Origin of the sequence: Sphingobacterium composti (assembly GCF_009829075.1) — a bacterium.
GTDB lineage: Bacteria > Bacteroidota > Bacteroidia > Sphingobacteriales > Sphingobacteriaceae > Sphingobacterium > Sphingobacterium composti.
Genome location: NZ_WUQZ01000014.1, coordinates 83782 through 94261, shown reverse-complemented (window position 1 = coordinate 94261; position 10480 = coordinate 83782). Strand labels below are relative to the sequence as shown.

Here is a 10480-nt window from a genome sequence, read left to right as displayed (position 1 = left end):
ACCCATCTTTACTGGCAGAATACAAGCGAGTTCGTGTTACAACTTAGGGAAGCGCCGTATACCGAACGGTACGTGCGGTGCTGTGGAAGGTCGGAACGGGAATTAATCCCGTTCCTCCTATCCGATTATTGTATTTCGAATTTCACCCAAGCTGATCCCTCGTGACCATAGAAGAAATATTTGGGTTGAAAAATTTCAGCTAATATTTCTGTGTCTTTCAAGTAATTATCATCTGATTGATTAAAACTTGCCTCTTGAATAATAAATAGATTGTTATTTTGGAAAGCGCTAGTATTTATAATTTCAATGTTATTTAATAATTCGGATAATTGACCATATAAATTTTCGCTACGTTGTAATATAACTATGCAATCAGGATTTTGATCTAAAGAGCTAATAAATCTTCCCCCTGCAATATTAATTTTTTCAGCTAGAATTTCTGAATCCATTGGTTGAAAATCTCTATTTTGATCTACAATTATTGCCTTTGGCAAACTCTCTTCTGTCAAGAATTTCAATTTATGAATTATTATATCTATTTCTTCTTCTAAATATTCTGCTTTGGCAGTATCGATTTGTTTTAGACTCGAGATTAGTTCTTCGTATTTTGTCATGTTGCAAATTTAAGTATTTAAGCTTATTCTGAGACTTATTTTGAAGGCAAAACATGATTTTGTATTTTGGTCTTATAAAATAAGATGAGACTATGTTTGATAAATTATTCCAAGCGCAACAAAAGGCGCAAGAAATCAAAGCAAGATTAGATAGTATTTCAGTTTCGGGTGAAGCTGAGGGTGGTAAAGTACGTGTTGTCGCTACAGCAAACAAAGAAATCAAAGAGGTAACTATTAGCGACGAGCTTTTTGCAGAGGGCGATAAGGAGCAGATTGAGGACTTGTTGCTTGTAGCTTTGAATAAAGTTTTGGCTCAAGCTGAAAATGTTAGTCAAACAGAAATGGCAGCGGCTTCTCAAGATATGTTGAGTGGTCTGGGGGGGCTAGGTAATTTATTTGGGAAATAAATCTTTTTATTATGGTAAATCAAATTTCAGTTAGATATCTCGGGCATGCATGTTTTGAATTCAATTTTAATGGTACAAAAGTATTATTGGATCCATTCGTAACGTATAATCCTCTTGCAAAAGACATTAATGTATCCGAACTAAAACCCGATTATATATTTCTGTCACATGCGCATGAGGATCATGTAGCGGATCTTGCTACTATCCAAGCACAGTCAAATGCTACGGTAGCAGCCATTGTAGAAACTGCTGGATGGGTAAGAAAGCAAGGTGTACCAGATGATAAAATAATAGAATTTAATTTTGGCGGAACATTGAGTTTGCCTTTTGGTAAAGTGAAAATGGTATATGCACTGCATACTAATTCTACTCCAGATGGTGCATACGGTGGTGCTCCATGTGGATTTGTGTTCTCTATTGGTGATAAAAAAATATATTTTGCAGGGGATACAGCATTGACTCTTGAAATGAAATTATTAGCTCATTTAGAATTGGATTGGGCTTTCTTGCCAATTGGAGGGCATTATACCATGGATATGTATGATGCGGTAAAGGCTGCAAACTTTATTAATTGTAATAATGTAATTGGAATGCATTATGATACATTTTCTCCAGTTAATATTGACACAAATGAAGCATCTAAAGTATTTGCAGATGCAAATATTAATCTGAATTTACTAAAATTAGGAGAGTCTATTAGTTTATAAAATAAAATAGTAGATTTTATCCTAACAAATAAGCCCAATCATTGATTGGGCTTATTTGTTAGGATAAGTTGTCGCTCGATTATTTAGCGGAATATCTATCAATATGGAATTGAACTAAATCATCAATCGGTGAACGTAATATTTTACCCACTTTCATGCCGTATTGATTAGCTTTTTCTTCCAATACATTTCGGAAATTATATCCTACAGATCCGATACAGTTGAAAGTATAGTCTTGGTAATTAGGGTATTTGCTTACTAAGTTTGCGAAGAATGCTTCGAATGCATCATCAACAATCTTACGTGTGTATTCAATATTTACATTATTGTCATAAACAAATTTACTGAAGCTAGCACAAAAACGATTTGCTAATGGTTTAGTGTAAACACTATCCATGATCTCGTCTTTTGACAATTTGTAAGTATCATAGAAAGCTTTAGCAACATCTGTAGGCATTAGATCACGTACAAAATCAGTCAAAAGTTTTTTACCAATATATGAACCAGAACCTTCATCACCTAGAATATAGGCTGCTGAACTGATATTGTGTGTGATTTTGTCACCATCATAGATACATGAGTTTGTTCCAGTACCCAAAATTGCAGCAAACCCTGATTCTTTACCTAAAAGCGCTCTTGCTGCAGCTAATAAGTCGTGACCGATTTCAATTTTAGCATTAGGGAAAAGTTCACGAAATGCATCAGAAACGATTTTTGCTTTCTCGTCATTATGAACCCCAGCGCCGTAATAATTTACTTCTTGAATTTTATCTAAAGGTAAATCGTTTGGTAATCCTTTTTTCAAAGAGCTTACGATATAATCACTGTCAACAAAGTAAGGGTTATAGCCTTCTGTGTTGAAATAGATCTTCTTTTGATTGTCATCTAATAGGCACCAATTGGTCTTGGTTGATCCGCCATCTGCAATAATGATCATTATTAGTTTATTTTAGTATAGTTATTCAAAATTATATCTTTCGAAGATACATTTTTATTCATAAAAACTATAGCATTTGTAAATTTTATTTTAAATAAGTTTTGGTTATAAACTAAAAAACCGCCTTAATATTTAATTAGGGCGGTTTTTTAGACTTTTTACTTAGTGTAGAAAGTACAATTAGTTTTAACGTTTTAGTGACTTGAAGAGCCTTCTATATGCTCTAAGTCTATGTTTTGCTTTTTCAAAAAGCCTTTTACCAATACTGCAAAAAGGATAATATAAGCGAATCCGATCACAGGAATGATGTAAGAATTGTGTATACCTATAATATCAGCAAGCTTTCCTTGAATAGGAGGGATTATACCACCACCTAAAATCATCATAACCAAAAATGCTGAACCCTGCTCTGTGTATTTACCAATCCCCACAATAGATAAGGAGAAGATGGAGCCCCACATAATAGAACAAGCTAATCCTCCAGTTAAGAATGAATAAATAGCAACTGTTCCTGACGATATTAAACCGACGATCATAGCCACTAATCCTAAAGTTCCGAAGATAATCAAAGTGGCTACTGGTTTTTCCTTGCTGATGAAAAATGCGATAACTTGTATAGCAATGCAAATGGCAAAGAAATATAAGTGTGACATATTAAATCCCGCTATAGAATTTACGGCTAATACTACTCCAAAAGCAATAAAAGGAACTACTGCAGTTAATATTTTTTTAGTGGAATGAGCGAAATTGAATGCAGTCACTGCACCAGCCCAACGTCCGATCATCATACCTCCCCAATACATGGATATATAAGGAGTAATTTCAGAAGATGATAAACTTCCAAATTCTTCTAAGGTCAATAATTCACCAAGATTACTTCCGATTGCTACTTCGATACCTACATATACAAATAAAGCTAACATCCCTAATACCAATTGAGGGTATTTCATTGCTCCCCAACCCTGCGGTGCAGCTTGCGCCTTACGATAGGCAAATAGGATAGAGCCTACTACTGCGATTAAAGCACCAAAAAGTAATGCCATACGCTTCAGCTCCAGTGGATGTGCTATTTCTTTCACTTGGGATTTCAAGTTATCGATTACAGAACTGTCCGTTGCAGATTTAATCTGTGCGTTGAGATTTTCAATTTGAAGTGCTGTTTCGCTCTTATAACTTAAAAATACAGGAGTAAATAAAGCAGCTAGAAGAATTGTCATGATGATCAATATATTCTTCGCTTTATTCGCTTCTTCCATTGGCTCATTATTAATGCCAGGAGGAACTTTTTTAGAAAAATTAAATAATGCTGCCGCAAATATGAATAGTAAACCAACGGCAATATATAGATATACAACTTTATTCAATGGTAAACCAGAAATTTCGGAATCTGAAACCGGCTCGAATGTTCCAAATAGTGTATATCCTATAATTAACGGGCCAATAGTAGTACCAAATGAATTTACAGCACCGCCCAAATTAACTCGAGATGCACCTGTCTTTGGATCACCAAGTAATACAGCGAAAGGATTTGCAGCAGTCTGTTGTAGAGAAAAACCCAATGCAACTATAAATAACCCTATCAACATGCCTAAATATAAGTTGACTTCTACAGCAACAATCATTGCCGCTGCACCAAAGGCAGAAAATAATAATCCGTAAACAATACTTTTTTTATAGCCCCATTTTCCCACTAAATCTCTGCCGGATATAGTTCCAAAAATGAATAACCCCAAAGCTCCTATATAATAGGCACTGTAAAAAGCAAAATCAATTAATTGAGACTGAAATTGATCTAAATGGAAATAATTTTTACAGAAGGGAATAAAAATACTATTGCCCGCGGCAATAAATCCCCAAAAAAAGAACACTACAATAAGTGTATAGAGTGCTGGGTAGTTGGTTGGTTTGTTATTTTCACTCATAATTTATAATTTACATGATACTTTTGACCGCATAAACGTACAAAAAAAACTTTATTTTTTAAGTGCCTAAAACAATTTAGTATGTTTTAAACAGCATGTTGTTGTATATGTTTTGATAATTTTATTAATTTTTTTTTGAAAATTCAAATGTAATGGTTTTCTTTGTGCATTCTCAAATTTATCCTAGTTCGTAATTTATCTATTTCGAAAATCAGTTTTAGAGATTGTGGACAAGTCAAATTTTCAAACCCTAGTGTTAGGTCATTGTGAATAAATAGGTTAGATTTCAAATTGAAAATCCAAAAAGATATAATCATAATTCAATATTAATGAATATCAACGAATTGAATTCAAAGCTCGTGTCCGAATTGCGCGAGATAGGAAAGGTGTTAGGTATTGTTGACGTAGAAAAGCTTCGTAAGCAAGAACTCATCGATAAAATTTCAGAGATTGCTCAACAATCAACAACTGAAGATAAGCAAGAGGCCGTAGAAGAGCCTGTGGCTGCTGAGTCAGCAGATCAATCTCCGCGAAAAAGAACTAGAACACTTAAAACGGAGCCTGTAGCAATTACAAAACGCGTTAGAACAGAAGAAGACCCATCATTATTTAGTTCTGAATCACCCGCTCCCACAGTTCCAGTTGAAAAAGTATCTACTCCAGAACCATCAGCAGAACCAAAGAAAGAAACATCATCAAATACAGATTTCGATAATGTGATCGTTAATGAGGGTGTATTAGAAATTATGCCGGATGGCTATGGTTTCTTACGTTCATCAGATTACAATTATCTAACATCTCCAGATGATATATATGTGTCACAGTCGCAGATCAAATTGTTTGGTTTGAAAACTGGTGATAATGTAAGAGGTTGTATTCGTCCTCCAAAAGAAGGTGAAAAATATTTCCCATTGGTACGTATCGAGTCTATTAATGGTCAAAATCCGGCTGAAATCCGCGATCGTGTACCCTTTGATTTCTTGACTCCATTATTCCCTGATGAGAAATTAAACCTTGATCTTGGATCCAATAATTATTCTACTCGTATCATGGATTTGTTTACACCTATTGGTAAAGGTCAGCGCGGTCTGATCGTAGCTCAACCAAAAACGGGTAAAACGAATTTATTGAAAGAAGTTGCAAACGCTATTGCTAAAAATCATCCAGAAGTTTATTTGATTATTTTATTAATTGATGAACGTCCGGAAGAGGTGACAGATATGGCAAGATCTGTTCGTGCTGAAGTGGTTTCATCTACATTTGATGAGCCAGCTGATAGACACGTGAAAATTGCAAATATCGTATTAGAGAAAGCTAAGCGTATGGTAGAGTGTGGGCATGATGTGGTTATCTTATTAGATTCAATCACTCGCTTGGCTCGCGCGTACAATACTGTTGCACCTGCTTCGGGTAAAATCTTATCTGGTGGTGTGGATGCGAACGCTTTGCACAAGCCAAAACGTTTCTTTGGTGCGGCACGTAACATCGAAAATGGTGGATCATTAACGATCTTAGCAACAGCATTGACTGATACTGGTTCTAAAATGGATGATGTTATCTTTGAAGAATTCAAAGGTACAGGTAACATGGAACTTCAATTGGATCGCAAGTTAGCTAACAAACGCTTATTCCCTGCTATTGATTTGACGGCATCATCTACACGTCGTGACGATCTATTGATGGATAGAGAAGCTTTACAACGTCTGTGGGTATTGCGTAATCACTTGTCAGATATGAATTCGACGGAAGCAATGGAATTCTTGTTGCAACAATTGCGTGGAACTCGTTCTAACGAAGAGTTTTTGATGAGTATGAATGGATAATTCATATTAAATTGATATTTTTAAGCCGTCTAATACATAGACGGCTTTTTTTATTTGTGATGAAGAAATATATACCAAATACGATTACATCATTAAATTTATTCAGTGGATGTATCGGAATATTAATGGTTTTGAAAGGGGATTATCTGACAGCATTCTATTGTGTGTTGGCATCTGGAATTTTTGATTTTTTTGATGGTTTAGTTGCGCGACTATTGAAGGTTAAGTCTTTAATAGGGAAGGAGTTGGATTCATTAGCAGATGTTGTGAGTTTTGGATTTCTGCCAGGGGCTATACTGTATACCATGATTAGAGAGGTTAGTACTTCTGAGTATTTGCCTTATATCGGTTTCGTAGTGACAGTTTTTTCTGCTTTGCGTTTAGCAAAATTTAATATAGATGAGCGTCAAACTTCTGATTTCATCGGTGTGAATACACCGATGAATACTTTTTTGATAGTCTCTTTGCCATTTATTGGACAGGTATATCCACAATATATCTACAATATATATGTCTTAATAGGGGTTACGATGCTCACAAGTATATTGTTGGTATCGGAATTGAAGTTATTCTCCATGAAATTGAATTCTTTGAAATGGGGAGTGAATAAATTCAAATATTTATTCCTTATAATTTCTTTGATTTTAGTAGCGTGGATGGAAATTTTAGCTATTCCTCTAGTTTTTGTGCTTTATATTTTGTTCTCAATACTACATTTCAAACCAACAGCTGTGGAGGATTAATTTTTATTGTGTATAATATTGTGTATTCTGTCTACCCAGATTTTTACAACTGCAGCACACTCGTAATTTTCTTCATGGGCAAATTGTAACATAGTTTGATATAATGTACTGAACATTTCTCCATATTCTGGAAAATAGCCATAAACATCTTTGAAATCATTGATAATATCGATGATATGACAGTGTGTGTCAAATTCGATGAACTTGTTGTGGTATATTTTATTTGTAATTATTGGAGATTTTTCATCACTAAATCCATTCAAAATAAAAACATCACATTGTTTTTCGAATTTTTTACGTATTGATTTGAGCTCGCTCTGTATTGCAGAGCGTTTGTTTAGAAGAAGTTCATAAATGGAATTTAGCTCCTCTTGAACTTCTGCTTCCTTAGAGATAATTGCCATATTTTACAAGATTGATGTGTAAAATGATAAACAATATACGGATTAAAATTGTTTTTGTAAATGCTTGGTTTTTAAATATTTGATTAATAACTATAACTAAAGCTAAATGTAGGGCTAAATTTATTTGAAGCACGTGTATCATTCAAATAGGTTCCCAAAATGCTAAATGTGAATAAAGGTTCGTTGTACTTGAATAAATTGAAGTCAAAATTTAAGCCGGCACTGATTGATTTTGGAGCTAATGAAATTTGATGAATATTGAGATAGTCAGCTGATAATTGACCATGTATACGCTTAATATAGGCTAATTGTCCAATAGACAAATCTGGATATGCTAAGGGTAGTCTGTAGTCAAAAAGTAAGGTGTTCTTTATTGTGTAGGATGGTAAAAAGGAAAATCCATCGATCAATGGGATATCGTATGTGCCTCTGAAAACTCCATTAGAATGTTGTATGCTAAAACGTGTTTGAAAACTATGATTCATCAATAATCCTGGGAAATAAAAATTAGTTCTCAATGCCCATGAATTATTATTACTATTTTCAAAAGGCATGTGTCGGTAAATAAAATTAAAATTTTGGCCCCACCTCGGAGCTAAATCCATGACACTCATCATTGCATTTCTATTTAAATAAACTTGGTAATTCAACGGGAATTTTATTTGATCAGTGAAATTTCTAAGGTTATTTACACTCAAATCATATCTTTTGATGTAATAAGTGCCGAAATTCGCTCCATAAGAGTATATTTTATTGCCGCGATAAATACTGAAAGGGAGTTGAATATCGGCCGTAACTTGATGATATCGAAAATCGAAGCGTAGACTATCTTTTCCGCTAGCGTTTTTTGCAACGCCCACACTACCTGAATTTTTGTAGCCGACCGTGAATTTTGGGTAATAACGTTGGTACGTTACTTCAGCTAAATAAGAGTTTTTCTTTAATTCTATTTCACGCTCATACCCTAACTTGATTCTAGTAGTGTTTAGTAAGTCGTTAGAAAGCCAATAAATTCCCGGTTTATAATTGTCAAAACTCTCGAAATCATTTGCACTTAGTGTAAGACTATGGAAATTGATGCTATTTTTTAAGATATTATATGGTTTAATCTCTTGGCTGTATTTCTTTTTAGTTTCAGTGGTGTCAAATTGAAATGTGTTTTGTCTTTCATATAATGTTTTAGCTGGTTGTAACGTGATTTTTGAAGTGGTAAGATTGTTCAAATCTAGTTTATTTATTTTGTGTCCTTTAATTGTGAAGTCATTAAACCACAAATCGTTCTCGTGTATTGACGGATTAAGGGCTCCAAATTTACTTTCGGTAATCTTCAAGATTTGTTTGTCACGAAGCATAAAAATATCATCTTTCCCTTGTTGATTAGCTTTGAATATGATATTTCCCTTAGCATAGATAGGGCGATCTAATTGCAAATTGGACCAGGGTAGCAGGTCTTTTGTGTTTTTTGTTTGTAAGTCTATTTCCACGAGATTAGTGCCCTTAGAGCAGACAGCAATGGCTATTATTTTTGTGGACTCCGCATTAAAACTGGGTTGCTGTATATGCAATCCTTTTGGCATAGCGATGCTATCCAACCTTTCTCCATTTTCAGGATTTAATAGAATAATGGCACTTTCGTTGCTTAAATTTACTTCTACAACCGCTATTATTTTTAGGTCATTAGAAAGTATTGGGGTGTAGTAACGACTTTTGTTTGTGATTGTTTTTTTGGTATTTGTACGGATGTCTAGTACGTTAATTACGTTATAGGTTTGTTTTGAAAAGCGCGCGTCTTTGCGGTATTCGTCCCATGTAATTAGGTGATTTTTGATATGAAAATAGGGCATAATTTGAGGACCTAATTTTACTATTTCCTCAATTTTTGTAGAGTCATTTTTATTGAATTTTATGATTCTGGGTGTGCGTTGATTGTTCTTTTTAATCGCAAAAATATAGTCATTTTCTTCTTGAGGGAGCAGGTAATCCGTAGGATATTTGTCTTCAAAAGTTATGGGGTTCGCTAAATTTGTTGTGGGAATATTCGTCCATTTATCTTCTAAATTGTCTATCGTATTATCAAATAGTCCACTTGCTTTTGAGCCATAAAATTTCTTTAGAGCACGCTGAAAATTGAATGGTCGAAGTAATTTTCCATTCATTTGCTCATAAATTTTTGCGTTAGTTTTTGGGTCTTTTTCATACAATTCACTGTTCATAAAATAACCAATTGTGTAGAATGACGGTACAATATCCTTAAAGGATCCATGCACGTATTTGTTAAAACTATACTTTTTACTTGACTGAATATTTGTGCGAATCTCCATGTTCCATTCACTTAATCTGCCTCTACCACCTTTGGAATAAAGTGTTTCATGAAGAGTTGCATCTCCCTCATAAAACCAAGAGGGAAGGTTAATTCCGAAGAATGCAAGTGCTAAAAGTTCACCAAAGGGTTTGCTTATTTTTCCTGTCAATTTGTCAAATTGCACCACGTGTTGCAGCTCGTGTAGAGTAAGATTAGGTAGCCATTCCTGGTTGTCCGCAGTGCCGGAAGGAGTGGAGAATAGTTCTGATTTGCGTGGTGCTAATTGAACAAATCCATTTTTCAATAGATGATTTTGTTGGACTATTATGTTTATTTTCTTGGTTTTCTTATCCAAACTTTGCTCTGCAAATTTCAGGTACTTATCAATTTGATTAGCGAGTGTGGGAGCAGAATTTGTAAACTCATTAGGGAATATTAAGCGATAATTGTCTGTATTTATTTGACTCCATTTAACCTTATAATGAGGTTGAGAGTTGTCAAATATTTGAGCTATCAAAATATGTGAATTTATAGTTGATATAATAATTACTAAATATTTGATAATTACCTTTTTACTCATTTTATTTGATGTTATCTTTGTTGTTTGCTAAAAATGTTAGT

At 34.2% G+C, this 10480-nt stretch carries 9 protein-coding genes; 4 read left to right on the top strand and 5 right to left on the bottom strand.

The genetic code is table 11. From position 1 onward, the window contains the following. Positions 1-125: 125 nt before the first annotated feature. Positions 126-614 (bottom strand): ABC transporter substrate-binding protein, encoded by a 489-nt coding sequence (locus GOQ17_RS10500; protein WP_159637329.1) that lies wholly within the window; start codon positions 612-614, stop codon positions 126-128. A gap of 92 nt (positions 615-706) precedes the next feature. On the opposite strand from GOQ17_RS10500, the gene GOQ17_RS10495 reads away from it, so the two are divergent. Together GOQ17_RS10495 and GOQ17_RS10490 are read left to right on the top strand one after the other, a co-directional pair. Continuing rightward, positions 707-1021 carry a YbaB/EbfC family nucleoid-associated protein gene (locus tag GOQ17_RS10495; RefSeq protein ID WP_159637328.1) on the top strand — a complete coding sequence of 105 codons (315 nt, stop codon included), beginning with the start codon at positions 707-709 and terminating at the stop codon, positions 1019-1021. Positions 1022-1032: 11 nt separating this feature from the next. Further along, a complete protein-coding gene (locus tag GOQ17_RS10490; protein ID WP_201288604.1) occupies positions 1033-1728 on the top strand; it encodes a metal-dependent hydrolase in 696 nt (231 codons plus the stop codon). Positions 1729-1807: 79 nt separating this feature from the next. Here the strand turns inward: GOQ17_RS10490 and GOQ17_RS10485 are convergent, their stop codons facing one another. Together GOQ17_RS10485 and GOQ17_RS10480 are read right to left on the bottom strand one after the other, a co-directional pair. After that, a complete protein-coding gene (locus GOQ17_RS10485) occupies positions 1808-2665 on the bottom strand; it encodes an N-acetylglucosamine kinase (RefSeq protein ID WP_159637327.1) in 858 nt (285 codons plus the stop codon). 194 nt (positions 2666-2859) lie between these two features. Then, complete coding sequence (locus GOQ17_RS10480) at positions 2860-4587, bottom strand: MFS transporter (RefSeq protein ID WP_159637326.1); 1728 nt, start codon at positions 4585-4587, stop codon at positions 2860-2862. Positions 4588-4916: 329 nt separating this feature from the next. Here GOQ17_RS10480 and rho point away from each other — a divergent pair, with 329 nt between their 5' ends. Further along, complete coding sequence (gene rho, locus GOQ17_RS10475) at positions 4917-6410, top strand: transcription termination factor Rho (RefSeq protein ID WP_159637325.1); 1494 nt, start codon at positions 4917-4919, stop codon at positions 6408-6410. Positions 6411-6469: 59 nt separating this feature from the next. Further along, complete coding sequence (pssA, locus tag GOQ17_RS10470) at positions 6470-7153, top strand: CDP-diacylglycerol--serine O-phosphatidyltransferase (RefSeq protein WP_159637324.1); 684 nt, start codon at positions 6470-6472, stop codon at positions 7151-7153. Here pssA and GOQ17_RS10465 read toward each other — a convergent pair. After that, a complete protein-coding gene (locus GOQ17_RS10465; RefSeq protein WP_159637322.1) occupies positions 7150-7557 on the bottom strand; it encodes a hypothetical protein in 408 nt (135 codons plus the stop codon). The two genes, pssA and GOQ17_RS10465, sit on opposite strands and share 4 nt — an antisense overlap. 83 nt (positions 7558-7640) lie before the next feature. Continuing rightward, complete coding sequence (locus tag GOQ17_RS10460) at positions 7641-10439, bottom strand: TolB-like translocation protein (protein WP_159637321.1); 2799 nt, start codon at positions 10437-10439, stop codon at positions 7641-7643. Positions 10440-10480 lie beyond the last annotated feature (41 nt).